The sequence below is a fragment of the Gloeocapsopsis sp. IPPAS B-1203 genome (assembly GCF_002749975.1).
Taxonomy (GTDB): Bacteria; Cyanobacteriota; Cyanobacteriia; order Cyanobacteriales; family Chroococcidiopsidaceae; genus Gloeocapsopsis.
The window spans coordinates 311,896-336,399 of the sequence record NZ_PEIG01000002.1 but is presented as its reverse complement, the minus strand read 5'-3'; the positions used below and the strand labels follow the sequence as shown (position 1 = coordinate 336,399).

The window sequence follows — 24,504 nt, the reverse complement described above, 5'->3', positions numbered from 1 at the left end:
ATAAACGAAACCTATCTTCATAGGTTTCTACCATGAGGTTACTGAAAGTTGCAGAAGAATTAGGAACACTCACGACTTAGAACAAGCTGACCATTTGGTAATCGATACGCGCCTTGCGGTTCTACAATTGGATCGCCTATTTTCCAAGGACGATGACTAGCATCAGTAGTGCGATGGCGTTCGCGAAGCGTCTCGAAGAGAAGCGCCGCTGCCTCCGGCAGATCGCCTGTTACAGAACGCACAGTACCCGTCGGGTAGGATGAAGCTGTGATATCTCCAGGGCGCGTTGGTAAGCCGCCACTACCTGTGATGATGAAATTACCTTGTTGGCGATCGCTACGGGCGTATTTGCATCTAATACATCTTCTGGTAATTCTGTCAAGCTGTTTTGGACAAATGTAGTGTCTGGTGTGGTGATGTTACCGGAAGCGATCGCACCACTAGCATTAACATCCACTCGGTTATTGCCATCAAGAATTGCATAATTAGTTTCTGAAGCACCAGGGCGATAGCCAAAACCAAAAAAGACAGGTGTGTTCAGCGTAATGTTACCTCCTTGACCTTCAGGTGCAAATGCCAAAATATCACTATCATCAAACGCAATGATTGAGTTAGCCGTAAGGTTAATGTTACCGCCACTTCCTGCACTACTAGTGAGATCTGTTCTAATGTCACTATCACCGCGTAGACGGATATTACTAGCAGAGATTGTGATCTCACCACCCGTGCCTGTGGAGCTATCTTCAGTGCTGGCAAATAATCTACTTGAGTATCCGTTCGCAGAATCAATTCCAGAAATGCTCACAAACTCAGTAGCATTGACCTGAATACTTCCAGCATCACCCTGCCCGTAGGTACTAGCGAATAATTCTCTACCATCTATCAACAAGAGCGATCGTGCCTTAACAGTAATATTACCGCCGTTACATACAGCATCTATAGAGACGATACTATTGATGTTAGTAGGATTGCCACTGTCCTTTGCATCAATAGTGACAGCATCACGCGCAGTAAAAGGAATTCTGATAAGTAGCTGGCTGAATGTAGCTTGTTGTTGAGTCATCTTGCCCGAAGACAAACTCGCTGTAGTCAGCAATGTTATCAAGTCCCAGCAAGGTTAAAATGACTTCTACAACGAGCCAAAGTACTGTTTTAATTAGTAAGTTTTTCCACAAAATTTTCATCTTTTTCTCTTTGTTGGAAATGAACTGAAACTTTTTGCTCAATTCAAACAATAGAAAAATCATCTTGGGAATACACTTGCTATATGTGTAATATTAATGACTCAATTACGCTATCTTTATTGCCGAAAACTACAAACATATCATAGGCGATCGCATTTTCAATTTCATCAAAAAATGAAGCCCTCCGACTGAAGTCAGGGCTACCCAGGTAAAGTGTACCTTCGGACACTGAAATTTGATACAAGCATTTGTACAACGGAAACAGATCGTGGTAGATGCTGACTAAATGCGAATTAATTTTTGCGCCTCAGTCAGATCAGCGATCGCACTCGTGAAGCGTTATAGGTAAGCAGTTGTTGCAGCAATCGTGTTAGTCGAGGTAAATGCTACAGCATCTCAGAAGGCTGGTTAGATTTAGCAGACTGAATCCTAGCTTGTCGCGATGCAGAGAGAATCAGCAAGCTTGGTGGTATCAGCAGCCAGAAAGCAGAAATAGGTTCTAGAAAACACCCAACTGTTGCAGTTGCAAGTATCGTCCAACCGAGAAATGCAGGAAGAGTCATTTGTCGAGACTTTGCCCAAAAACAAAGTTGCCCAATTATGAAGATGAATGGTGCGACCATCATAAACCAAAAAGCATCTTCTCGGTCGAAATAAGGATTAAAAGGGTCGGGTGCAACTGTATTAAACCATCCGTTGAAAGCTATTTCAGCAAGCGGTTCGCGGAAGACCAGAAAACCTACTATAACATGAATAATAGTTGTGGTTATTAACCAGTATCCACTTACTTTCAGCATGGTACTTGATTTGCTTGTTATTTCAAATGTTTCCATCTCGATTTCTCCAGCTTGGAACTAAAAGCTATTTGGATTAATACTGTGCAGACAGCTAAAAGCAGAAACGCATTAATTATCCGTACGGTTGCGTATGTTAAAACTATAGTTGGTAAATAAATAGTTGTCAATACGTTGGCGTATGGAAATACCACAAAAGTTAGGGCGACACGACTGGTTGACTATGGGGCTGAAGGTTTTAGCTACCAGTGGGATCGAAGCGGTGCGAGTGGAACCTCTAGCAAAGTTGATGCAGGTGACAAAAGGAAGCTTTTATTGGCATTTCAAAAATCGGGAAGACCTGTTAATGGCAATGTTGCAAGAGTGGGAAGTCCGCGAGACAGACGATATCATCAATCAGGTAGAAGCGTCTGGAGGAAATGCTAGTGCAAAGTTATTTAACTTGTTTCAAATTGCATTTCAGGATGATGGTCAACTAGAGAAAGCAATAAGAAACTGGGCTGCAAATGATACAAGATCTGCTGCGGCGATCGCCCGTATAGATCTGCGTCGTATAAACTATATGCAAGCCTTGTTTTTGCAGATGGGTTTCCCAACAGTTGAGGCAATGGCGCGGGCGCGACTAGCGTATTATTCCTGGATAGGTGAATTTATAGTTGGAGTGCTTCCCACTCGGGCGGAAAGATTAGAAGAGGCAAAACTTTACCACGCCATCTTAGTAAGACACGATTAAAATGTATGCAAAAACAGCTGTTGATTGTTTAAACAGGTGGCGCGATTCTTTTCGGGATAGCTTCGCTTCACGCTAGGACATCAGAGGAACTTCACTGAACTTAGCCTCTAAACTCTAATTCTCTTTAATTGCTTGGCTTTGATAATCTGCGATCGCATTAAACTCATTTTCCAAATTTTGATACAAGCGCTCGTATAGTGGAAACAAATTGTGGTAAGTGCTGACTAAATGTGAATTAGGTTTATGGCGATAGGTAATCCGAATTAATTTTTGCACGTCAGTCAAATCTGCGATCGCACCTACACTATACATTGCCAACACCGCCGCACCAAATCCACTACCTTCATAAACTTCTGGCATTAATACCTCAATACCAAACAAATCTGCCATCATCTGTCGCCAAGGAGTCGAACGGGCAAAACCACCGGAAGCGCGAATCTCTTTGATATCTCCAGTGAGTTCTTGCAAAGCAACATTCACGCTGTAAACATTAAATAAAATGCCTTCCATAATCGCACGGATAAAATGCGATCGCCCATGATGCAGCCCAACACCGAAAAATAAACCCCGTGTTTTGGCATTCCAATAGGGTGCGCGTTCTCCCGATAAATACGGTAAACATAGTAAACCTTCAGCGCCTGGGGAAACCTCCATTGCGGCTTCAATCATCAAATCGTAAGGATCTACTCCCAATTGTTTTGCTGTTTCAACTTCTGGCGCACAAAAATTATCGCGAAACCACCGTAAAACAATCCCACCATTGTTTGTTGGTCCACCGATGACCCAGTGTTTTTCAGTTAAAGCGTAACAAAACGTTCTTTCTTTCTCATCCGTCAGCGGAGTGTCAACCACTGTACGCACCGCGCCACTTGTACCAATCGTAATTGCAACTTCGCCTTTAGCGATCGCCCCGACTCCCAAATTTGCTAAAACTCCGTCATTTGCGCCAATGACAACAGGGGTATCCGGTGCAATCCGCATTGCATCTGCATGACGTGTCTTCATCCCACGCAAAACGTGAGTGGGAGAAACTAATTCACTCAACTTTTCAGAACGTATTCCTGCGAGTTCAAGCGCCTCTGCATCCCAATCTAGCTGTTTTAAATTCAGTAACCCTGTCGCCGAAGCGATCGAGTAATCGATAACGTAGCGTTCAAATAACTGATAGAAAACATACTCTTTGATTGAGATAAATTTAGCAGCTTTCTCAAAAATCGCTGGGTTCGATTCGCGCATCCACATCAGTTTAGTGACAACGGAAACTGGATGAATTGGGCTTCCAGTTCGCAAGTAAAGATCGTGTTTGATATCTTGTTGCTTGAGTTGTTCTGTCTGATTAATACTACGATTATCTGCCCAAATGATGGCATTTGTTAAAGGATAGTTTTTGGCATCAACGGCAATTAAACTGTGTGTTGCTGCACTAAACCCTAATGCGGCGATCGCAGATTTTGGTATCTCCGCAGCCTCTACCGCTTCGCATACTGCTGCAATTACTGCAGAAAAAATTGCTTCAGGATCTTGTTCTGCCCAGGTGGGTTTGGGGACAATAATTTTGTATCCCCGATTACCCATACCTTTAATTGCACCAGAAGTCGAAAAAACAATTGCTTTTGTACTCGTAGTACCAAGATCAACACCAATAAAGTAATTTTGACTCATAGATTTAGTGGTTAGTGACTAGAGGTGGTTACACAAAAAAGCTAATCAAGAACACGATAAGAAACCCCACTAAACCAATAATTGTTTCCATGACTGTCCAAGAACGCAGTGTGTTTTTCTCAGATAAACCAAGATAACGGCTTACCAACCAAAAACCCGAATCATTAACGTGGGAAAGTACCGTCGCACCAGATGCGATCGCAATTGTAATTAACCCCGCCATTGGTGCAGAATAATTACCCGCCTCAATTGCAGGTGCCATAATTCCTGCAGCTGTCACCATTGATACTGTAGCTGAACCTTGCGAAACTCGTACAGCAGTAGCAATTAAGAAAGCTAGTAGTATAATTGGTAAATTTGATGCAGCCATCACACCTGCTAATGCATCACCAACGCCACTTTCTACTAAGACTCTACCAAAGACACCACCAGCACCTGTAACTAAAATAATCAGTCCGACTGGTTCGAGAGATTTTGTGGCAATTGTTTGAATTTCGTCTTGCGTATAACCGCGTTGAGTTCCCAACAAATAAAATGAGGCTAATGCCGCTAGTAGCAATGCTGTGAAGGGATGTCCTAAAAACCCTAGGAAGTTACGTATAAAATTGCCTTCTGGTAGCAAAATGCCAGAAACTGTGTTGAGAAGAATTAATAACAGTGGAATGCCAATGATGGCAACGACTGTGCCAAATGGCGGTGGATCTTTGACTTCTTCCTTATGGGGTGCGTCAATGAGCATATACTCCGGTACTTTTACATGAATTTTGCCTCCGATGTACTTACCAAAGAAGACACCTCCAATGACCATTGCTGGTAAACCAGCGATCGCACCAAACAAAATGACCCAACCAAGATCTGCATTAATTAAAGAGGCAACTGCAACAGGACCTGGAGTCGGTGGAATGTAGCTGTGAGTAATTGCTAAGCCTGCAGTTAAGGGAATTGCGTAATACAGCAAAGACTTTCCAGTACGTTGAGCTAAGCTGTAGACAAGCGGAATCAGAATAATCAAACCAACATCAAAAAAGACAGGAATTGCCACTAAAAATCCTGTCAAGCCTAATGCCCATTGCGCGCGGTCTTGTCCAAACCTTCTGACTAGAGTATTTGCTAATTGTTCCGCACCGCCAGATACCCGCAGCATCTCGCCGAACATTGTCCCTAAACCAACGACAATCGCAATAAATCCCAGGGTGTTCCCCATACCTTGTTGAATTGTGCTGGCAATCTCGTTTAAAGGTATCCCTGCGGCAATTGCGACAAATAAACTGCTTAATAGCAAAGCTACAAAAGCTTGTAGCCTTAACCCCATGACGAGAAATAGTAGTAAGGCGATGCCGAGCATCGCAATCAAAATTAATACACCAGGTGTCATAATTGCAGCTTAAAAGCCCCCTCCACTTTTACTTTTCGTGTACAAAACAACATTGCAGTACAGCTAAAATAGTGGAGTCAATTTTCTTTGTGAAAATGATTATTATTCACTAGACATTCAATACTCAAGCAGCCCAGGACAGGTTGCAACTATCACAAACAACCACAGAGAGATTGCTTTATGCTACCTGAGCAAAATAGTACCACTGGCTAAAAAGCCGATTACGCTGTACTGAAAAGCAGAATCAACCCTGCTTATTAATTAAGTTTACTTATAAATACTATTTTTAAAACTTTATTTATATCGGTCATCTATCCAGAGAGATTAATCTAAAGATAGAGTGTATTTATATAAAGTCTTGCTAAACAACATTGATACTGCGGAATTCAAACTGACAAGATTGTATTAAACACTATCTGTATCTTGAACCTAATCAATAAAAACTATTCAAAGTCATATTATTTAGCTTATGGCGCATAATACCGAAACAGATATCCGTGTTTCAGCGACTAAACAAATTTGGGGCTTCACCACAGGGATGCTAGCAATTTGCATTCCATTAGCTCCTGCGACGAGAAGTGGTCCAATTTTACCGTTAGCAGTAGTGGCAAGTGCAGCTATTGGTACAGTTGCCGTCTGGCGTGGAAATCGAGAATTAAATGATAACTTAACAAATAGTATTAAAAATTTAGAACAACGAGTTGTTGATTTAGAAACAATTTGTAGTTCGCAAGAAGTTGAGTTACAGCGACGAATTCAGCGGTTGGATAGAGAAGATTGACCTCTGAAGGGGTCAGGAAAGTCTCTTGATTCATTAGACATTCTGTGTAAATGCGCTTGCGAATTCATTCGCAAGCTAAATAAATAAAGTCCACTTCCGTGGACTTACTGCTAAAAGGCTTATTTGAGTGTACGAAGGTACACTTTGCTTGGATAGCCCTGACTTCAGTCGTAGGGCATCTGTGATTCATGCAGGAGGTCTATTTAAAGACAAGAGAAATTTAACTACACCAAAACAGATTGCATTAACGGCTTATCAGGAGATAACTTCCCTGTACGCAGCCACTCATCTAACTCTGATGGTGCTTGTACTTTATTTAGTTGGGCGTGGAGTTGTTTCCCTTCGAGGATTTCTTGCTGCAACAAAATCTGAGCAGTTTCCTCCAACAGATCGCGATTTTGAGCCAAAATGCTCAAAGCGATATGATGTGCTCCATCAACAATTCCCTTAACTTCGCGATCAATTTCTTCTGCAACTTTTGGGCTAACCGAACGACGTGGATTACTAAAACCGCCTAAGAACTCTTGTTGAATTTTCTCAAAAGCAACAGGACCCAACTCATCACTCATTCCATAAAGCGTTACAGCGCGTTCTGCCAAATCAGTTGCTTTTTGGATATCATCACTTGCACCTGTAGAGACTTTGCCAAAAATCAATTCTTCTGCTGAACGTCCACCCAGTAGTGTTGCGATCCGACCGCGCAATTCATCCTCAATCATCAAAAAGCGGTCTTCTTCTGGCATTTGTACGGTATAACCCAACGCACCCACACCACGAGGAACCACAGAGATTTTCTCAACTTTACCCGCGCCAGGCATTAAAGCGCCGATAATGGCATGACCAACTTCATGATAGGCAACCGTCTTTTTCTCATTTTCATTAAGAACGCGCGATCGCCGCTCCAATCCAGCAACAACACGCTCGATTGCTTCATTAAAGTCACTCATTGCCACAGCTTCGCGATTTTGGCGAGCAGCAAGTAATGCGGCTTCATTGACTAAATTTGCTAAATCTGCACCAGCAAATCCTGGCGTACGTCCTGCAACGGTGAGGAGATCGACATCATCTGCTAACTTGACATTCCGTGCATGAACTTTGAGAATCGCTTCGCGACCAACTTTATCAGGACGATCGACAACAACTTGACGGTCAAATCTACCAGGGCGGCGTAATGCAGGGTCTAGAATTTCAGGACGGTTTGTTGCTGCAATGATGATCACGCCAGTATTTGCATCAAAACCATCCATTTCGGTTAAAAGTTGGTTGAGTGTTTGTTCGCGTTCGTCGTTACCGCCAACAAAGCCATTCGCACCGCCACGCGACTTACCCAAAGCATCTAACTCGTCGATAAAGACAATACAAGGGGCTTGTTGCTTCGCTTGTTCAAACAAGTCACGGACTCTTGCTGCACCAACGCCGACAAATAACTCAATAAATTCAGAACCAGAAATGCTAAAGAAAGGAACACTCGCTTCACCAGCGATCGCTTTTGCTAAAAGTGTTTTACCTGTTCCTGGAGGTCCTACCAGTAAAACTCCTTTAGGAATCTTAGCTCCTAGTTTGGTATACTTGCCTGCATTTTTTAAGAAATCAACAACTTCTTGAACTTCTTGTTTCGCTTCTTCAACACCCGCAACATCACTAAACTTAACTCCAGTCGTTCCTTCTGAATAAATACGAGCTTTACTTTTACCAACAGTTAATGCAGCAGGACCGCCACCTTGACGATTAATCAAAAATCCCCAAATTCCAAAGAAAATTAATGGTGGTATCACCCAACTTAAGATAGTTCCAATCCAACCATTATTATTTGGTGCTGGAGCTGCATATTTAACATTATGTTCGCGGAGAATTTTAGGTAAATCGAGGTCAATTGCGATCGGTGTCGTGGTAAATGCTTGATCTCCTTCTGCTTCAGATTTGAGGGCAAATTCAATGCGATCGCTTCCCACAATTGCCCGTTCGACTCGATCTGCTTCTACTTGCGTAATAAAGTCACTGTAAGGCACTTGCGGTAAACGAGGACCAAAGCTCGGCACAATAAAATTTAGCAGCAAAAGTATTGTAAATAAAATGAGTAAACTGCCTCCAAATTGCCGTGTTTGGGGTGGTTTTTTTGAGCGTTTATTATTGTTAGTTTCGACAGGCATTTCAATAGATTCTCCTAATATGAAAAGGGGTCGGAGGTCAGGAATCAGAGGTCAGAGGGCGCGATCAGACCTATAGTTCAAAGGTTAGGACAATATAGATCAGAAATTCTATGAAAGTGAGGTTTTGTCTTTGTAATTATGGGAATAATCAAGTAACCTTGACTCCTGACCTCTGATTTATGTCAAGAGCAAAGCAAATAAACCACACAAAGTAATACCATCAAATACTCCTGCACCACCAATACTTAAAACACCAGAACTCATTGATTGAATGTCTTTGAGATGCAGTAAGTCAGCACCAATCAAAGTGCCTAAGATTCCACCTGCAAAAGCAACAGGTGCAGCATGGGCTGTCGCTAGTACCATTGCCGATAAAGCAGCTGTTAAAGGTGCGAGTAAAGGATTCATCTGAATACCAATCCCTGGAACAACTCGCGCTGCGTAGTAACTAACTAATGTAACAATGGCAGTCACTAACAAAATTGCTAATACATCACCTTGCGTAAATTGATACAGTGCTAATCCAACCGGAATAACGCCGCCTCCTACATTAACCGCTACTACAGTAGAACGTTTCATGCGTTTGAGAGGAATACCCCAATACTCCTGTAACCACAACTGAGTTAAATTATCTGCAGTAGTTTGCGGAGCAGCCACTTTGTAAAGAGGAATGTTGATTGTACTGCCGAGAATGACCGCAGCTAGCAACAATACTGCGACATCGGGTGCAAATCCCAGCTTGGCTACTGCTAACCTGACAACATCAACTGCCAACGTAAACCACACAAATGGCAGTAACAGCAACAAGACTAGAAATAGTAATAATGATACCGGCAGGTAAAACATTAACTTACTAAGCGTTAGAGCTTAAACTAAACTAAATGGCTCTAAAGTTATTGTAAAAGTTGGGGATCGCCGTACTAGTTCGGTGTTTACTTAACTTCCCACCGCAAAATCCACACCTTAAAATGCACAAAAGCAGAGCTATCTGCTTTCATACAGCTTTACAAAATTCCTCTTTAAGAATAATGATTGAAATATTCTTAATTCAAAACAAAAAACTTTTAAAACTATTGCCAGATTAAAATAGAAGTTCCTCAACTACTTAGCCTAATTCATGAATCAGACTGGATTTATTTTTAAGGTGCTTCTGTTGTCTGCTTTCATATCAGTTTTGATTAAGTATGGTGGTCTATATCTACCACTCTCACCGACATCAACAACTGCATTGATTGTTGTTTTACTGCCAAGTATATTTATGGCGATCGCTTTATTTCAACGCTTCCAACAACAATCTTCTAAGTCATAGATCGTCAAATAACTTTAACTAAACGACTGACGCGATACTGCTTCACTTGTACCAACGGTTCATCATCGTCATAGGTTGATGTCCACCAAGCAGTTGTTACCTGACCGCTGACCTCAATTCGTGCTTGATAAGCTCCAAAAATACTACCACCGGAGGATGCAAAATCAATTTGAATTTCTGCCCACTCCGGCTCAATATGAATTTCATCTACTGCCAACACTTTGCCTTGCTTGAGATAATCCAACCACGCCCAACCTTCAAGCATCAAAATCTCGCGTTCAGCAATTTGTTCAAACTTTGTCAATCCAGCCCACCCTTGGTAATAAGAACGTAACCCTGTTACTGAACTACTACGACGGATAAGAAGTTCTAGCACATCTGGCTCAAGCTGTCCCCAGCAGCGTCCTTCTGGCATATCAAGTAGGGTTGGTGCAAATTGGTGATAGCCAAAATGACTACATCGCCACACGCGTAGGTTTTGTGAAGCGTACTGCTGGCGTAACTGTCGATAAATTGGATAGCCAAACCGAGCACAAGCAGCATCAACGTTACCATGAGTACACACAAGTAAATCGCGGATGTGTTGTGTCTTTTGTTGATAGGCAGCAAATGTCGCAAGTTGTTGCGGCTGTTTAAATAAAGCAAAGATCAGCGGTGCTACGGCATCAAGAGGTAAAAGATACTCATACTTAGTTAACCGTGCAAATGCTCCCGCAGGTTTGTGGTAATACAGCACGCGCATAAGGTGCGGTTGGGAATATTCACGATCAGGAGCGATCGCCAAAGGTCTTAATCGAATATCTTCTTGCCAAATGACCGCTAGTGCTTCGTGGATATGTTGCGGTACGGGATTCGGTTCCATCCAAATTGTTTTTGCCCAAGGTAGCGGTAATTCAAAGATTAACCAATGGTCATAAGTTTCCGTTGTCCCAATCGGGTCTTCGCCATTTTGTTTCGCAACCTCGGTACAAAAGCGGCAATTGCGCAGTGTTAGTTTATCCATATTCACTTTTTGAGTTCGAGTAAGTAGGTAAACAAATCATCAATCACTAAGTTGGCAGCAATCGGACCTGTGCCGATCCAGTAGTGCGGCACTTCGTACACTTTGCCTTGCTTGACAGCATTTAATTGTTGCCACAAGAGATCGGCTTTGAGTTTTGCTGTAGCTTGGATTTGTGCGCCTTGCTCGTCAGGGCTACTGTAATTCCACAAAAAAATGACATCGCCATCAGCTTTGCTTAAGTGTTCGCGTGATAGCCTTAGAGATGTTGTAGCAGCGTTTTGTTGTGCTTTTGGGCGACGTAAATCTGCATCAGCAAGAATTGTGCCAGAGAAAGTATCGTTACCGTAAATGTAGAAACCACCATCCGGTGGAACAGTGATGACTGATACCTCAAGCTGATTGAGGCGAACGCCCATGCGTGTCTTGAAATCTTCTAGTCGGGCATAATATTGCTCCATGAGGGGGCTTGTGGTTGTTCCTAATGCCTGCGCAACCAACGTCAAGATTTCTTTCCAATCGCTACTATTTTCAAACTTGGCAAGAACTGTTGGGGCAATTTGTGATAGTTGGTTGTAGACTGATTGCTGGTAAGAATTGCCCAAAATCAAATCAGGCTTAAGCGCGAGAACTTTCTCTAAGCTTGGTTCTCCAGAAAGTCCTACATTTGCCACTCCAACGAGGCGATCGCGCAAATGGTCCCAGTCGGTTCGTGCTGCGCCTATCGGTTTTATATTGAGTGCTAATACGGCTTCTAGGGTATAACTATCAAGCGTGACAATCCGTTGAGGATTTGCAGGTACTAGTGTTTCTCCCATCGCGTGTTTAACAAGGCGGACAGCAGATGGTGTAGAAACATTTTTGACGGTATCAGTATTGTGTGTACAAGCTACAAATAAACTAATGCAAACGCTGATAAAAAACAGAATCAATGCTTGCCAACGCTTACAGTAATTCATGCTCAAAACTCAATCGCAATTGATCCGACTACTGTAAAAGGCGCACCAGGCTTAATCGTCGTTCGTCCGTATTCAACACCTTCAAAATAGGCAACATCAAATAAGTTGCGTAAATTCAGCGCTACTCTCCAGTTGTCTTGTCGGTAATACACTGCTGCATCGGTACGCAGATAACCTGGTAGCTCAAAAGTATTTTCATTATCTCCTTGTCGCGCTCCAGTAAAAAATAAACCAAAACCAAAGCCTAAGCCTTGTAAATTACCGCGCTGAATTTCATAGGTTGTCCATAAACTACCGCTATGTTGCGGAACGTTTGCAGGTAAGTTGCCATCAGGAATCCCAAAAGTCCCTGTTGTAATGACAGCATCAGTGTAAGCATAAGATGCAATGACGTTCCAGCCTGGAAGAATTTCACCGCCAATATCGAGTTCAATACCGCGACTGCGTTGTTCGCCGATCGGAATGTAAAAACTAAAAGTAGGATCGTTGGGGTCTGATGTGGCAATGTTTGTTTTTGTCAGTTCGTAGAAAGCGAGATTTGAAATTAACTTACCCTCTAGTAACTCTGCTCTCACACCAATCTCATATTGCGTCCCGCGTTCGGGTTCTAAGGACGTACCATCGGCGGTAGTACCAAAGTTGGGTGCAAACGATTGACTGTAGCTGGTGTAAAGTGAAATTGGATCGATCGGTTGATAGACTAATCCAACGCGGGGACTAAAAACATCGTCGCGGCGTGCTGAAGGAGAATCGTTAAAGACACTGTCTTGTTCAACAACATCAAAGCGACCGCCAACAAGTAGTTTCAAGTTATCAAGAATACTGACTTGATCTTGCAGGTAAATTCCTAATGAATCTACTTGCGATCTACTATCTCGACCCAACTCGGTTAAGTCATTGAGTGTCGGCGCGATCGCATCATAAACTGGAGCAAAGATATTAATGCTAGGAGTCTCACCCTCAGGCAGTAAGCGATTTGTCCCTTGAGAGAAGACACGAGATAAATCTACACCAAACACGACTTGATGCGCGATTTCACCTGTTGTAAATTGCCCTAGCAACGCAGTTTGTAACTCATAAGTTTCACGCAAGTCATCGTTAGAACTAAAAGTCCGCGAAAGTTCTCCAGTAGTTTCGTCTAAACTATCAGGGTCAGCTTTGAAGTCGAGTGTATCTGATGCTGAAAAGCGAAATGCATTACGGATCTGCCAATTGTTGCTCAAGCGATGTTCAAGTGCGTATCCAGCACTCACCGCTTCATTGCGTCTAAAATCATCAGGTTCGCCTAAAATGCGGTTTATAGGAATATCGGCAACAGTGTCATCAATGGCAACTAAGCCCCGATCAAAAGGTCTTTCATCGCGGAGATATTCAAACTCAAGCAAGAGATTAGTATTGTCGCTAATCGCCCAGGAAAACACGGGAGCAATAAACACGCGCTCGATATCTTGTTCAAAGTCGCGAAAGCCTTGGGCGCGTTCATAGGCAAGATTCAAGCGATAAAGCAGCGATCGCTCAGCATTTAATGGTTCAGAAACGTCAATTTGCGGTCGAATGAGACCAAACCCTACTTGTACTTCAGCCGCGTAGAACGGGTCGCGTAAAGGTCTTTTGGGAATGATATTAATAATTCCCCCTGGCTCTAAGTTGCCAAATAAAACCGACGCTGGACCTTTGAGAACTTCAATGCGTTCGATGTTGGTTGTTTCTTGGAGAATATTACGGCTATCGCGCACGCCATCGCGAAATGTATTGAATTGTGAAAAACCGCGAATAATAAACTGATCGCGCGTTCCGGCAAAGTTGTCACCTGGAACAATACCACTAACATTACGCAGTGCTTCATCAAGACGAATTACTTGTTGATCTTCTAGCACTTGTTGCGGAATGACTTGAATCGATTGCGGAATGTCACGCAATGGTGTATCTGTGCGCGTTGCTGTTGACGCATTGGGGACAATATAGCCCTGAGTTTGTTCGCCAGTAACAAGAATTTCGATGGTTTCTTCGGCAACAGGCGTAACGCTTAATACCAAGCTTTGAGGATCGCTACTGATAGCAACAGTGGGAGGCTCGTTTACTCCCGCGATCGCAACTTGAACGCGATTATTGGGTAAATTTGTGACTGTGACTTCTGCAATTCCTGCACTTGGATCTAGCGTGCGAAATTCCTCACCATCGGCTAAAACGAGCACTGCATTAGGTATCTCGACAATGTACGCATTGCCAACAACTGAGGTTGTGACTGGTTGCAGTTGCTGCGAACTGATTAAAATCACCTCAATTTCTGCATCGGTTGATTTTAATTGCACTCCTGTAATTTGATTTGGGGTATTAGGAGTCAATAATGGTAACGGCGATCGTTGCCCGATGTGTTGCGGCTGGCTATCTCTAGAAATTTCCGCCCGCGCCTTTGGTGATAATACCAACAGCAGAATACTAATAATTAATACAATTTGTCGTAGTTGCGTCATCACTCAAGCAAGAGGAATTCTCAATTAGCTTACAGTGATGAACCATTGCGATCGCGAGTCAGATGTTGGCTAAACGGAATTTTTTTGTAGGGTAGACGGAATTTTTTGATACTTATCGCCGTCGGTAAGCGCCTGGATTACAGCCATATTGCTTGCGAAAAGCTGTTGTGAAGTAGCTGCGATCGGCAAATCCTACACTAAGGGCAACTTCTGCAACACTCATATCTCCTTGTGCTAACAGTTGCTTCGCTTGTTCTAATCGGTGATGATGTAAATACGCAAATGCCGTTTTGCCGAAAACTTGGCGAAATCCCCGCTTCAACGTGCAGTCATTCAGACCCACTTTACGGGCTAGCTCAATTAAAGAAGGTGGATTACTAAGTTGCTGTAATAAAATTGCTTGCGCTTGGTAAATGCGCTCAATATCGTCAGATTTTAGTGTAGTAGATTTTTGCTGTTTTTGTGGTTTTAGTTGGTCAAGCAGCAACACGATTAGCTCCCAAATCTTACTTTCGAGATATATGCGTTTCATGAAACCGTGGTAAGGGCACTGTAAAATTTGTTGCAAAACTAGGTGCATTTGTGCGGTAGTTTTGCCAAAACTAATACTGTATTCTTGATGCAAATCACGCAGCAAATGCTTAAACTCCTGTGGCAGTTCCTTGGTAGGCTCCAAAAATGATTGAAACAGGGCAGGTGCAATGTGTGCATTAACAATAAAGCATCGGTTTTGAGCAGAGGAGTAGCAATCTTCTTTGGGGGCAACTCCACTACCACATAGCGTATATTGCCCAGCACGCACAAAGCAATCATTACACCCCTCACCGCCGGCAAGATAGAAGGTGTACTCTAAAGGGTGTTGGCGTTCGGGTGCTGCAGAAATGATGTCATCGTGTGGTTGATAGTCTGCGATCGTTAATGATAATCCTTCACCAAGGACAATATCTCGCCAATATCCTTGACCAAGCTGCTGCGGATATTTCCAAATAGTATCGAATTCATCAACTGCATGAACATTGGTTTCGACTTCTACAGTGTCCTCAAATAGCTCCCAGTAGCTACTTTGTGAAAGGATAATTGCCATTATTAAAGCATTTTCAGCTAATTGAGATATCTTCTCAACTTATCATGAGTTTGTCTCTATTCTTCTAGAAAGCTTCTAAATGGTTTGCGATCGCCCCAACGTGTAGGCTAATAATTGATAGCCTTCTCAAAGCATCTCAATCTCTACTTTTGCTCTCAACTGCCATGCGTACAATTGCCGAAATTAATGAAAAAATTGCTCGTCAAAGTGCAGCGGTGTTGACAGTTGAGGAATTGAAAGCACGAGTTGCCGAAGTCGGCGTTACTCAAGCCGCAAAAGAAGTAGATGTCATTACTACTGGCACATTCGAGCCGATGGAATCATCGGGAGCAATTATCAATTTAGGACATACCGATCCCCCAATTAAAATTCGTCGCTGTTGGTTGGATGGCGTTCCTGCCTATTCAGGCTTTGGAGCCGTAGATCTCTATTTAGGTGCAACTCAAGCAGTTGAGGCAATTGATGGTGAAGAAGTGCGAGAAAAAGGCGGAGGTCATGTTATTTCCGATTTGATTGCTGGATTACCGATTCAGCTACGTGCTTTAGGACAAGTCACTGATTGTTATCCGCGTGCGACGTTTGAAACGACGATTACCCGCGATACAATTAACCAGTTTTATTTATTTAATCCTCGAAATCTATATCAAAATTTTATTGTGGGAGTTAATGGCGGCGATCGCCCTTTACACACGTATCTAGGACCGCTACAACCTCGGTTAGGTAATGCTGTTTACTCTAACCCTGGGGCGCTTTCTCCACTATTGAACGACCCGAATTTACAATTGATTGGGATTGGTACGCGAATTTTTTTAGGTGGTGGGATTGGCTATGTTGCTTGGGAAGGGACACAACACTTTCCTTTACAAAAGCGCCTCCCAAACGACACACCGATAGGTCCTGCGGCAACTTTAGCTTTGATCGGTGATGCCAAACAAATGGATGCCCGTTGGGTACGTGGCTGCTATTTTAAAAGCTATGGTCCTTCTCTTATGATCGGCGTTGGAGTACCCTTACCCGTTTTAAATGAGGAAGTCGTTGCCCGCTGTGCAGTTCAAGACAACGACTTAGTAGCTCCGATAGTAGACTTTTCGATTCCACGTCGCGTGCGTCCTACCTTTGGTTTGGTCAGTTACGCACAGCTTAAATCTGGGCGGATCGCGATTGAAGGGAAACCTGTGCGCGTTGCTCCCCTAGCCAGTTTATTTTTATCACGTCAAGTCACGATCGCCCTCAAACAGTGGATTGAAGCAGGAAAATTTACTCTTGCTGAGCCAGTTGCACCAATCCCTAAAGAACGCTCTTTTCTTCCTCAAGACATTTGGGGCGCACAAGTTGCTTTGGAGTGAAAGAGGAGTCAGGGGCGTTAGCGCAGCGGGACGAAGTCCGGAGTGAGGAGCGAGTGAATAGTGGAAGAGTGTTCGAGTAGTAGAGATACCCTTCAACCCTCATACTCTCAATCCCAACTACCCTACCACCCGCTTACTCTCTGTCCCTCTCTCTAGTTTGGTGGCTTCGGGCGCTTGATTGGTTTAGGAACCGAGGATTTTGGAACAGGTCGTGCTACTGGCTTGGCGTCTAGAGATTTACGCACTGGGCGTGGTGGATCTGAATTACGTTTAGGAAGTGGATAACCTCCTTTACGAGGACTACCACCGCGCTTTAATTTAGGCTTCGATGGCAGAATCGCGATCGCACTTCCCTCTTTAAGTACCAAATCTTTCTCTTGCCTTTGCGCGTGTAAGTCCCAAAATTGACCAACAGCTTTACTTGCGAGATCGCCGCTAAGTTTTAACTTAAAATATTTGGGCTTATCCGAATCTTTGCGCGGAGCCTGCTTAATTTTCACAATGAAGTGTTGATCGGGCGCAGACTGATAAACAATTTCACCTCGCACTGAGAAATAACCATCTTCTACTAAATCTGAAGGGCGAGGTGGTTCTAACGCAGAAAATTCATTTTCCTGATCCCCAATCTCGGAATCCTGATTTTGACTTTGTTTCGCTAACTTATCTGGTTCCCACACACCAACAACTTGCAGGTGTAAAGTACCTTCTTTTTGTTGCGTACGCGGATAAACCACCCATAAATGTTCTTGGGATAAATCGAGGTGATTCCTCACCAAGCTCATAACTCTTCCTAAAAGAACAGCATCAATTTCAATTCCCTCACTTGTCAACAGTATGCCTTTAGTGAACTGTTCGGCACTGGGAACATATCTACTCCGAACCAAACCAATTGCTCGATACTGCATTGGTTCACTCGGAGGCGGAATTGGTTGCTGTCGATTGACTGATGTTTCTACAGCATCTGTTACAGTTGGTGATGATTCACCCCCAATTTCTGCCTGAGATTCAGTTGACACAGAGTCAAAGGCAGCATTGGATGATTCGGAAAACGGATTAACGGAGGAATTCATAAAAACTCCTTGCGGCGGAGACACATCCAACTTGAGATTATATTTGGCACTTGCACGTTACCTGTAGACTGTTAGGAAGTACACAAGTGTTGTGCTTCTTAGCAACAAAAAGTAGCTAAAATGCACTGTGCAAACTCCAGTGTGCGAAGCATAGCATAGCTACATAGCCTCCAGTAACCAAACAAAGTACAGCTGTCACATTCCGGACATTATCCGAAGGTTTTGCATATCGTTGCCAGCATTCATTAATTTCAAACTCTATCCCACAGCACGTTTCCACAGAATATTGTTGAGACTTGTTTTGAGCACCTACTTAAATAATATTGCAGCTATTTTAACTCGTTAGTCTAGAAAGCTTCGGCAAAGTTAAAGCAATTTTCAGTAATTCTCTTATTCATCACAAATAATATTATTTTAGATTTAGAGTTCAAGGCAGTTTTGTGTCTCAACCGCGTAGACGCTGGTTTATTAGTGTAGTTCTGGTGCTGGCAATCATTGCCTTCGTTGGGTTTTCAATGATTCCTTTGATCAGCACCGCATTTCGCGCCAGTCAACCAGTAAGCGAAACATCTGTAACCAACCAAGGTCAAAAACAACTTGAAGAAGCTGCACGAGGCTATGAAGTCGTTTTGCAGCGCGAACCAGAAAATCAAACAGCATTACGGGGATTAGTCGAAGCACGAATTCAACTATTGGATCTTAAAGGGACTGTTGATCCCCTCGAAAAATTGGTCGCATTGAATCCGGCAGAAACACAATATGGCTTACTGTTGGCGGAAGTTAAGCAAAGGCTAGGCGATCGCGAAGGTGAAGCTGCGGCGTATCGCTCGATTCTCAATGCAAATCCAGGTAATCTCCCAGCGCTTGAAGGACTAGCCAATGTCCAGTTACGCGAACAACGTCCAATGGAGGCAGTTGCTTTACTCCAAAACACCCTCTCGAATGCTCCAGAAGCTAATCAAAATCAGCCTGGTAGTGTAGATATTAATGGTGTCAGGCTACTTTTAGCTCAAGTCTATGCCACGCAGCAAAATTACAATGAGGCGATCGCTATCTACGACGAACTGATTAGTAATAACAAACAAGATTTTCGTCCAGTATTAGCAAAAGCTATGGCATTACAGCAACAAGGCAAAAATGAGGAAGCTAAACCCTTATTTGATAATGCTGCAGGATTAGCCCCCGCTCAATACAAAGAGCGAATTAATCAACTCGCAACTCCTTCTCCAAGCCTTAGCCCCTCACCCCTCGCTCCTAGCCCCTCTAATTAAGTCCTTCCCACCACGCCATTAGTCCGAATAACAAAAACAAACAACCGCCAAAAATAGTTAATGCTTGCTCAGATATGCGTCCAGCTAACATTCTGCCACCAATAACAGCGATCGCAGCACACAGCGCATGACCTAAAATTGCCCCTGCTGTGACTCCTAAAGGATTATTACCTGCTGCTAAGGCGATTGTTGCAATTTGCGTGCGATCGCCCCACTCAGCTAGAAATGTCAAAACAAATGCTTCAGCACAAATCGCCCAATTTGATTGCTGGGGTAAGCTACCTTCTGCCTTTTCCACAATATCTACAGCTTCTTGCACCACTTCCACATCACAAGCATTGGCAGGCATTTGACTTGCATCGTACAAAAGCTTAAAGCCAAAGCCAATAAATAAAGTAATTTCGGCATAGTAGATGTAGTTTGGCGGAAATACTGATGCGACTTGCCCCACGAGTACAGATAATACCGTCATTGTTGCTAAAGCCGCGACGACAGCAGCAAAAATCAGCCTACGCGAATGGCGCATTGCTAAAATTGCGGCAATAAAAAATGTTTTATCTCCTAGCTCAGATACTGCAATGAGGAAAAAACCCGCGATAAAAGCAGATAGCACCTGATCAAGCTCCTCAAACTAAACTAACCTCTGCTTGATGAGCTTGATGACAGCCAAAAGACCCCACCAAGCTCACAATTCCTGTTGTGAACTTAGTGAAGGTCTCACTTCCAAATTAGCTTGGCAATACTACTTGCTAAGTTGTCACTTGAACCAGGTTATTCACCAGTATGTTGACTCAAGTGTGCTGACAAAATCGCGTGTCAGCAGTTACTCCCCTTCAATTTATGATTATTTTACTACGTCTTTTGATAGATTAAAAGTACTTTGTGCCAGGTCGTGAGTTGTTTCTTGCCAAGATGATGGTGAATTGTTTGGAGGTAGCGGACGCAAATAGTAGTAGCTGCTGACTATTAACACCACAGCAGAAACTGCACCTATTGCTAGTCCTAGCCACAATGTCAATCGATCTGACTTGCTATTGGTAGTATTGCTGGTATCAGTTGTGAAAGTTGGCGATCGCTTTTCTACTACATCTGAGGTCAGTTGAACCAAGTTTAAGTTGTCATTTTGTTCTGTAAGAGGTTGCAATGCTTGTAAGGCTTCTGTTGCTGATTGATAACGCTCTTTAAAGTGGTAGCGCACCATTTGATTTAGGATGTTTGCTAAACGAGGACTAACATCAGCGTAGTGTTGCCAAATAATCTCCCCATCCGCATCTTCAAGTAACTCACTCGGACTGCGCCCAGTCAAGGCTTGAATACCAATCATCCCTAGTGCATAAATATCACTGTTTGGTCGAGGTCTACCTCTTCCTTGTTCAGTTGGCATATATCCAGGAGTACCAATAGCAACGGTAGCAGGAATTCCCTCAACAAATTTGGAACTTGTCTGACCTCCAGCTGTGACGACTTGCTTCCAGACTTGCTTGACACTACCAAAGTCAATTAACACTAATTGGCGATCGCTCTTCCGACGAATTAAATTGCTAGGTTTGATGTCGCGGTGAATCAATCCGTAATCGTGAACATACTCTAAAATGCTCAAAACTTGTTGCAACACCTCTACTACTTGACTTTCACTCCAAGGTGTTTGTAGTTCTTCACTCAAAGGATGACCAGTCACGAACTGCTGCACCAAGTAGAATTCTCGATCGATCTCAAAGTGAGCAAGTAGCTGTGGTACTTGGTCGTGTTCGCCTAATTTCTCTAAAGCTTGTGCTTCTCTAGTAAATGATGAGCGCAGGTCAGCTATTGTTTGTGGTTGAGAACTAGTTGCAGTTGAAAGATGTTTAATTACACATTTAGTCTCTGGTTCGTAAAGGTCTTGAGCCAGATACGTTTGACAAAATCCTCCCCTACTGAGAATTTCTAGTATTTGGTATCGACCTTTAATGACTTCGCCTATCATGTTAAAGAGCGCATAAAGTACTTCGCAGTGCTACTTTGGATTATTGACGGGCAATATCTGACGATACTGGTGCAAATCCAACTTGCTCTAGTGCTTTTTGTCCCTGTTGACTTAGCAAAAGATTAGTGTAAGCTTCTCCTGCTTGTTGTTCTCGACTTTGATTTTGCTTGGTAATGACAAATAGATTGTAAGTGATTGGATATTCGCCGCTTTCAAAAACGGCTGTATTTACCTGATTCCGTTCAGCGGGACATTCACTTGTCTGAACTGAGGGCTGACGATAAGGAGCGATCAGCTGATTGGTATTCTCGCCTAAAGGCAAAGTTTTGACACTACATTGAGGTACTATCGTACGTGCAGAAGCATAATATATACCACCTGGGGTATTACTAACTTGACGTAACGCTTCTGTTGTTGTGGTGACATACTGCACTTGAGTTCCAAACTGCGACGACTGGCTTTGAGAAGCAAATATTGGAGTATCTGCATCTTCTAACGGTCGAGAAAATGGCACAATGTTAAGGTCTGGTCCTCCAACTTGGCTCCAGTTGGTAATTGTTCCTTGATAGATTTGCCGCAACTGCTCAGTCGTTAATCCTGCGACTGTTAGTGAATGGTTCACGGCTACTGCTACACCATCAACTCCAACAGGACTTTGCTCTAGTACAATACCTCGCTCTTTGGCGATTGCCGCTTCTGTTGCTGTTAAGGGACGAGAAGTTTGAGCTATGTCTATCTTTCCGTCAAGCAACATTTGAATGCCTGTCCTTGAACTGGGAACACCTTCACCAGGAGATACGTAACGCAGTTGTAATTCTGGACGTGCATTTTGAATTTGTGCATCTACCAGCTGTCTAATCGCCGCCCAAGCTGGACTACCACCATAGTTAAATGTACCAGTCGGTACTGCTGCAACTGACTGAAAGTTTGCTCCATCGTTCGCAACTGAAGCAACACCTGAATTTTGAGTTGCGGCGTCGTTACTCATGAATAAACGTGGTCTCAACCACCACAAGACACCACCAATCACGACAAGTGTTAACACTTTACCAATGATTAGCCCTCTAATCAGCAGGACAACATCTTTGCTTAACCGATTCCGCGTTTGTTCTCCATTATCAGTCATTGCCGATCTTCTTTAAAATGAGGGAGCAATTTAAACTTAAAATGTCTTCTAATAAATAAAATTACCTTAAGCTGAGAAGTTTACGTAACAACATGGAATACTATGTATCTAAAGTTAACATAGTCCGAGGTTAGTTTATGCAAGCCCACCGTTAACTAAAATTGCCAATTGAAGAATACTAATTACTTTCAGAAGCTGACTCTGCTAGGAATTCCCCACTTTCTCAACCCTAGAGATAGAATCGCCACTCATTTAATAGAACTCTAATACTTTCTTTCTTGCGGTTCAAACATTGTAATTGTAACAGGTCGATATTGTAGATCAATTCCGGCTGGGGAATAGTAAGCCATTGTATGTTTGAGAAAATCGCTATCATTGCGCTGCGCGTAATCTTCGCGGTAGTGTGCGCCGCGACTTTCTTGACGATTTAAGGCAGCTGCAAGAATGATTCTACCTACGACGAATAAACTTTGCAGTTCTAATGCTTCAACAATTTCTGTGTTCCAACATATGCTTTTGTCGTCTAAGTAAATATCCGAATATCGCTGTTGTAATTGTTGTATTTGTTGCAAGCCTTCTTGCATAATTTCGGCAGTGCGAAAGACACCACAATGCTGCGTCATGCAGTCTTGAAAAGCAGTACGAACTTGGTTGATTCGGTACTTGCCTGGTTGCTCGAGTAAGGCTTGCAGGCGACGCTGGGCTTCTGTAATGTAACGTTGCTCGTCAATTGCAGGTAACTTGCGATTTTGCACATACTGCGCGATCGCTTTCCCCGTTCGGCGTCCATAGACAACACATTCAAGCAGTGAATTACTTCCCAGACGATTTGCACCATGCACCGAGACACACGCACACTCACCAGCAGCAAAGAAGCCATCAACTAAATTGTCTCCACTACTGCGGACTTGCCCATCGGTATTAACAGGAATTCCCCCCATTGAATAATGCACCGTAGGACGCACCGGCATCGGTTGATGTACTGCATCAATACCAACTAAGCGGTGGGCTTCTTCCCAACAGAAAGGAACGCGGCTCATAATTTTTTCTGGTCCCATGTGGCGCAGATCGAGATACACAAATGGTCCTCCTGCACTTCCATCAGCATGAATCCCGCGTCCGGCGCGAATTTCTCTGGCGATCGCACGAGATGTAATATCGCGCGGTGCTAATTCCATGCGACTCGGCGCATAATTTGCCATAAAGCGATCGCCTTCACTGTTAATCAGATACGCACCTTCACCGCGTACAGCTTCCGAAATCAAAACGCCTACTGGATATAAACCTGTGGGATGAAATTGTACAAACTCCATATCTTCCAAAGGTAAACCAGCCATTGCCGTCATGGCCAAACCATCACCTGTGGAAGCATAATCATTCGATGTAGTATTGTAGACGCGACCATAACCACCAGTCGCAAACATCACGGCTTTAGCGCGGACTACTTCAAGTTGTCCATCAAGAATGTTGTACGTAACGATACCCTTAGCTTGACCATCTTCTAAAATCAAGCGCAGGACATACCACTCATCGTAAATCTGGACGCCATATCGTCGTAAATTGTTAACGAGTTCGTGTAGAATTGCATGACCAGTTTTATCAGCTGCGTAGCAAGTACGGTTGTGCGAGTGTCCCCCAAAAGCACGTTGCGCGATTCGCCCATCAGGTAAACGAGAAAACAGCACCCCCATATGTTCCAAATCAATCACCACATCAGGTGCTTCTTTTGCTAATAGTTCTACCGCATCTTGATCGGCTAAGTAGTCGGAACCTTTAACAGTATCAAATGCATGAGCTTCCCAAGTATCACTATCGTCAACATTTTTGAGCGTTGCGGCAATTCCGCCTTGTGCTGCAACCGAGTGCGAACGAATCGGGTGTGTTTTGGCAACAACAGCAACGTCTAATTTTGGATCAGTGCGGGCAATTTCTACCGCTGCACGACATCCCGCTAATCCACCACCTACAATAACAACATCGTGTTCGAGCATGATTTAGTATAAAATTTTTGTTTTTAATTTAACGCGAATTCACAAAGGTAGCCCAGCGACTCCCTTCGCGGCTTAAAAACAAAGCTCACCTCCGTGGATTAATGCGAAGATAAAAGCTGTAGAAACCTGTGAAGACAGGTTTTGTCTGTATAGCAGCGGTTTCAACCGCTCTCTAACCCCTCGCCCCTCGCTCCTAGTTCCAAGTGCGATCGCCCACAGCATTCATAAATCA

The 24,504-nt window shown here is 43.4% G+C and carries 21 protein-coding genes; 5 read left to right on the top strand and 16 right to left on the bottom strand.

The window, feature by feature from the left end; all coding sequences use genetic code 11:
• Positions 1-59: 59 nt before the first annotated feature.
• The 3 genes from CSQ79_RS04925 to CSQ79_RS04910 form a co-directional block, all read right to left on the bottom strand.
• Positions 60-242 carry a hypothetical protein gene (locus tag CSQ79_RS04925; RefSeq protein ID WP_099700071.1) on the bottom strand — a complete coding sequence of 61 codons (183 nt, stop codon included), beginning with the start codon at positions 240-242 and terminating at the stop codon, positions 60-62.
• Positions 230-1,063, bottom strand: coding sequence for a hypothetical protein (locus CSQ79_RS04920; protein ID WP_099700070.1), 834 nt, complete (start codon positions 1,061-1,063; stop codon positions 230-232). Before CSQ79_RS04920 ends, CSQ79_RS04925 begins: the two co-directional genes overlap by 13 nt.
• A 507-nt stretch (positions 1,064-1,570) precedes the next feature.
• Positions 1,571-2,017: a DUF6463 family protein gene (locus tag CSQ79_RS04910; RefSeq protein WP_289500559.1), complete on the bottom strand. Its 447-nt coding sequence runs from the start codon at positions 2,015-2,017 to the stop codon at positions 1,571-1,573.
• Between the two features lie 142 nt (positions 2,018-2,159).
• On the opposite strand from CSQ79_RS04910, the gene CSQ79_RS04905 reads away from it, so the two are divergent.
• A complete protein-coding gene (locus CSQ79_RS04905) occupies positions 2,160-2,711 on the top strand; it encodes a TetR/AcrR family transcriptional regulator (RefSeq protein ID WP_289500557.1) in 552 nt (183 codons plus the stop codon).
• Positions 2,712-2,825: 114 nt separating this feature from the next.
• Here the strand turns inward: CSQ79_RS04905 and gntK are convergent, their stop codons facing one another.
• Together gntK and CSQ79_RS04895 are read right to left on the bottom strand one after the other, a co-directional pair.
• The gene (gene gntK, locus CSQ79_RS04900; RefSeq protein ID WP_099700068.1) at positions 2,826-4,373 is read right to left on the bottom strand and encodes a gluconokinase; all 1,548 of its coding nucleotides are present in this window, start codon (positions 4,371-4,373) and stop codon (positions 2,826-2,828) included.
• Positions 4,374-4,401: 28 nt separating this feature from the next.
• Positions 4,402-5,748 (bottom strand): GntT/GntP/DsdX family permease, encoded by a 1,347-nt coding sequence (locus tag CSQ79_RS04895; protein WP_099700067.1) that lies wholly within the window; start codon positions 5,746-5,748, stop codon positions 4,402-4,404.
• 469 nt (positions 5,749-6,217) lie between these two features.
• Here CSQ79_RS04895 and CSQ79_RS04890 point away from each other — a divergent pair, with 469 nt between their 5' ends.
• On the top strand, positions 6,218-6,529 hold the full coding sequence (locus tag CSQ79_RS04890) for a hypothetical protein (RefSeq protein WP_099700066.1): 312 nt from the start codon (positions 6,218-6,220) through the stop codon (positions 6,527-6,529).
• Between the two features lie 224 nt (positions 6,530-6,753).
• Here CSQ79_RS04890 and ftsH read toward each other — a convergent pair whose 3' ends face one another.
• Together ftsH and CSQ79_RS04880 are read right to left on the bottom strand one after the other, a co-directional pair.
• Entirely contained in the window at positions 6,754-8,679 is a 1,926-nt protein-coding gene (ftsH, locus tag CSQ79_RS04885; RefSeq protein ID WP_099700065.1) for an ATP-dependent zinc metalloprotease FtsH, read from the bottom strand.
• A 177-nt stretch (positions 8,680-8,856) separates the two neighbouring features.
• Positions 8,857-9,525 carry a DUF1614 domain-containing protein gene (locus CSQ79_RS04880; protein ID WP_099700064.1) on the bottom strand — a complete coding sequence of 223 codons (669 nt, stop codon included), beginning with the start codon at positions 9,523-9,525 and terminating at the stop codon, positions 8,857-8,859.
• 271 nt (positions 9,526-9,796) lie between these two features.
• Here CSQ79_RS04880 and CSQ79_RS04875 point away from each other — a divergent pair, with 271 nt between their 5' ends.
• On the top strand, positions 9,797-9,988 hold the full coding sequence (locus CSQ79_RS04875) for a hypothetical protein (protein WP_099700063.1): 192 nt from the start codon (positions 9,797-9,799) through the stop codon (positions 9,986-9,988).
• A gap of 4 nt (positions 9,989-9,992) precedes the next feature.
• On the opposite strand, the gene CSQ79_RS04870 is transcribed toward CSQ79_RS04875, so the two are convergent.
• The 4 genes from CSQ79_RS04870 to CSQ79_RS04855 form a co-directional block, all read right to left on the bottom strand.
• Positions 9,993-10,991 (bottom strand): ferredoxin family protein, encoded by a 999-nt coding sequence (locus tag CSQ79_RS04870; RefSeq protein WP_099700062.1) that lies wholly within the window; start codon positions 10,989-10,991, stop codon positions 9,993-9,995.
• Between the two features lie 2 nt (positions 10,992-10,993).
• Positions 10,994-11,947, bottom strand: a complete 954-nt coding sequence (locus tag CSQ79_RS04865; RefSeq protein WP_099700061.1) for an ABC transporter substrate-binding protein — start codon at positions 11,945-11,947, stop codon at positions 10,994-10,996.
• Positions 11,948-11,949: 2 nt separating this feature from the next.
• Complete coding sequence (locus CSQ79_RS04860; RefSeq protein ID WP_099700060.1) at positions 11,950-14,421, bottom strand: TonB-dependent siderophore receptor; 2,472 nt, start codon at positions 14,419-14,421, stop codon at positions 11,950-11,952.
• A 112-nt stretch (positions 14,422-14,533) separates the two neighbouring features.
• Positions 14,534-15,505, bottom strand: a complete 972-nt coding sequence (locus CSQ79_RS04855) for a helix-turn-helix domain-containing protein (protein WP_099700059.1) — start codon at positions 15,503-15,505, stop codon at positions 14,534-14,536.
• Between the two features lie 164 nt (positions 15,506-15,669).
• Between CSQ79_RS04855 and CSQ79_RS04850 the strand changes: the two genes are divergently transcribed.
• Positions 15,670-16,851 carry a homocysteine biosynthesis protein gene (locus tag CSQ79_RS04850; protein WP_099700058.1) on the top strand — a complete coding sequence of 394 codons (1,182 nt, stop codon included), beginning with the start codon at positions 15,670-15,672 and terminating at the stop codon, positions 16,849-16,851.
• A gap of 152 nt (positions 16,852-17,003) precedes the next feature.
• Here CSQ79_RS04850 and patR read toward each other — a convergent pair whose 3' ends face one another.
• On the bottom strand, positions 17,004-17,921 hold the full coding sequence (gene patR, locus CSQ79_RS04845) for a heterocyst master regulator PatR (RefSeq protein ID WP_099700057.1): 918 nt from the start codon (positions 17,919-17,921) through the stop codon (positions 17,004-17,006).
• A 440-nt stretch (positions 17,922-18,361) separates the two neighbouring features.
• Between patR and CSQ79_RS04840 the strand changes: the two genes are divergently transcribed.
• Positions 18,362-19,192: a tetratricopeptide repeat protein gene (locus tag CSQ79_RS04840; RefSeq protein WP_099700056.1), complete on the top strand. Its 831-nt coding sequence runs from the start codon at positions 18,362-18,364 to the stop codon at positions 19,190-19,192.
• Here CSQ79_RS04840 and CSQ79_RS04835 read toward each other — a convergent pair.
• The 4 genes from CSQ79_RS04835 to CSQ79_RS04820 all read right to left on the bottom strand — a co-directional run bounded on the left by CSQ79_RS04835 (position 19,185) and on the right by CSQ79_RS04820 (position 24,272).
• On the bottom strand, positions 19,185-19,805 hold the full coding sequence (locus tag CSQ79_RS04835; protein ID WP_099700055.1) for a TMEM165/GDT1 family protein: 621 nt from the start codon (positions 19,803-19,805) through the stop codon (positions 19,185-19,187). The genes CSQ79_RS04840 and CSQ79_RS04835 overlap by 8 nt on opposite strands.
• 231 nt (positions 19,806-20,036) lie before the next feature.
• Positions 20,037-21,155, bottom strand: coding sequence for a serine/threonine-protein kinase (locus tag CSQ79_RS04830; RefSeq protein WP_099700054.1), 1,119 nt, complete (start codon positions 21,153-21,155; stop codon positions 20,037-20,039).
• 40 nt (positions 21,156-21,195) lie between these two features.
• Positions 21,196-22,281, bottom strand: coding sequence for a PstS family phosphate ABC transporter substrate-binding protein (locus CSQ79_RS04825; RefSeq protein WP_099700053.1), 1,086 nt, complete (start codon positions 22,279-22,281; stop codon positions 21,196-21,198).
• A 263-nt stretch (positions 22,282-22,544) separates the two neighbouring features.
• Entirely contained in the window at positions 22,545-24,272 is a 1,728-nt protein-coding gene (locus CSQ79_RS04820) for a succinate dehydrogenase/fumarate reductase flavoprotein subunit (protein WP_099700052.1), read from the bottom strand.
• Positions 24,273-24,504: the final 232 nt, after the last annotated feature.

Coding starts and splice junctions, on each gene's coding strand:
- CSQ79_RS04920 (WP_099700070.1), bottom strand. CDS start 1,063: ATGACTCAACAACAAGCTACATTCAGCCAGCTACTTATCAGAATTCCT.
- CSQ79_RS04910 (WP_289500559.1), bottom strand. CDS start 2,017: ATGGAAACATTTGAAATAACAAGCAAATCAAGTACCATGCTGAAAGTA.
- CSQ79_RS04905 (WP_289500557.1), top strand. CDS start 2,160: ATGGAAATACCACAAAAGTTAGGGCGACACGACTGGTTGACTATGGGG.
- gntK (WP_099700068.1), bottom strand. CDS start 4,373: ATGAGTCAAAATTACTTTATTGGTGTTGATCTTGGTACTACGAGTACA.
- CSQ79_RS04895 (WP_099700067.1), bottom strand. CDS start 5,748: ATGACACCTGGTGTATTAATTTTGATTGCGATGCTCGGCATCGCCTTA.
- CSQ79_RS04890 (WP_099700066.1), top strand. CDS start 6,218: ATGGCGCATAATACCGAAACAGATATCCGTGTTTCAGCGACTAAACAA.
- ftsH (WP_099700065.1), bottom strand. CDS start 8,679: ATGCCTGTCGAAACTAACAATAATAAACGCTCAAAAAAACCACCCCAA.
- CSQ79_RS04880 (WP_099700064.1), bottom strand. CDS start 9,525: ATGTTTTACCTGCCGGTATCATTATTACTATTTCTAGTCTTGTTGCTG.
- CSQ79_RS04875 (WP_099700063.1), top strand. CDS start 9,797: ATGAATCAGACTGGATTTATTTTTAAGGTGCTTCTGTTGTCTGCTTTC.
- CSQ79_RS04870 (WP_099700062.1), bottom strand. CDS start 10,991: ATGGATAAACTAACACTGCGCAATTGCCGCTTTTGTACCGAGGTTGCG.
- CSQ79_RS04865 (WP_099700061.1), bottom strand. CDS start 11,947: ATGAATTACTGTAAGCGTTGGCAAGCATTGATTCTGTTTTTTATCAGC.
- CSQ79_RS04860 (WP_099700060.1), bottom strand. CDS start 14,421: ATGACGCAACTACGACAAATTGTATTAATTATTAGTATTCTGCTGTTG.
- CSQ79_RS04855 (WP_099700059.1), bottom strand. CDS start 15,505: ATGGCAATTATCCTTTCACAAAGTAGCTACTGGGAGCTATTTGAGGAC.
- CSQ79_RS04850 (WP_099700058.1), top strand. CDS start 15,670: ATGCGTACAATTGCCGAAATTAATGAAAAAATTGCTCGTCAAAGTGCA.
- patR (WP_099700057.1), bottom strand. CDS start 17,921: ATGAATTCCTCCGTTAATCCGTTTTCCGAATCATCCAATGCTGCCTTT.
- CSQ79_RS04830 (WP_099700054.1), bottom strand. CDS start 21,155: ATGATAGGCGAAGTCATTAAAGGTCGATACCAAATACTAGAAATTCTC.
- CSQ79_RS04825 (WP_099700053.1), bottom strand. CDS start 22,281: ATGACTGATAATGGAGAACAAACGCGGAATCGGTTAAGCAAAGATGTT.
- CSQ79_RS04820 (WP_099700052.1), bottom strand. CDS start 24,272: ATGCTCGAACACGATGTTGTTATTGTAGGTGGTGGATTAGCGGGATGT.